General features: G+C 54.4%; 1 protein-coding gene. It reads left to right on the top strand.

The window, feature by feature from the left end; all coding sequences use genetic code 11:
- The coding region (locus HB393_RS24925) for a hypothetical protein (RefSeq protein ID WP_213807933.1) at positions 1-253 on the top strand (253 nt) is incomplete at its 5' end.
- Between the last annotated feature and the right edge of the window lie 216 nt (positions 254-469).

Raw genomic sequence — 469 nt, 5'->3', positions numbered from 1 at the left:
CGGCCAGACTATTACGATCGACGAAGGAGCAAATGCCGAAACGGCGGTTGTCTCTTCGGTGAGAGGCCGTGGCGCCGCAACCATCACACTTGTCGCACCCCTCGGTCGTGCTCACGCCGCTGGCACTCAGATTTCGGGTAGCGGCATCAGCATCACAACTCCATTGACACGGACTCATTCCGATGGATCTCAGGTCTTCAACAGCGTTCCAACTCCTGGCGCGCCGAACCAATATGACGCTGGAAATCATTAAGCTGTAGGCACTGAGATCCCTCAGAACGGCTCTGTCCTTTTTGCCGGAAGATTGGCTGACCTGAAATCGTCTCAGATCATTCCCGGACAGCTTCAGATGACGAGTGTGTGCAGAGTTCACTCACGATTTATAGCTTCAGGCCAATGCACATTTCCAGCCCGGGAGCTCAAAACGCGCATTGACGATTTGGCGCCAATCGAGAGTTTCTAGCTGACG

It is taken from the genome of Granulicella sp. dw_53, from assembly GCF_018449545.1.
Classification (GTDB): domain Bacteria; phylum Acidobacteriota; class Terriglobia; order Terriglobales; family Acidobacteriaceae; genus Edaphobacter.
This window is presented reverse-complemented; position numbering and strand designations above follow the sequence as displayed.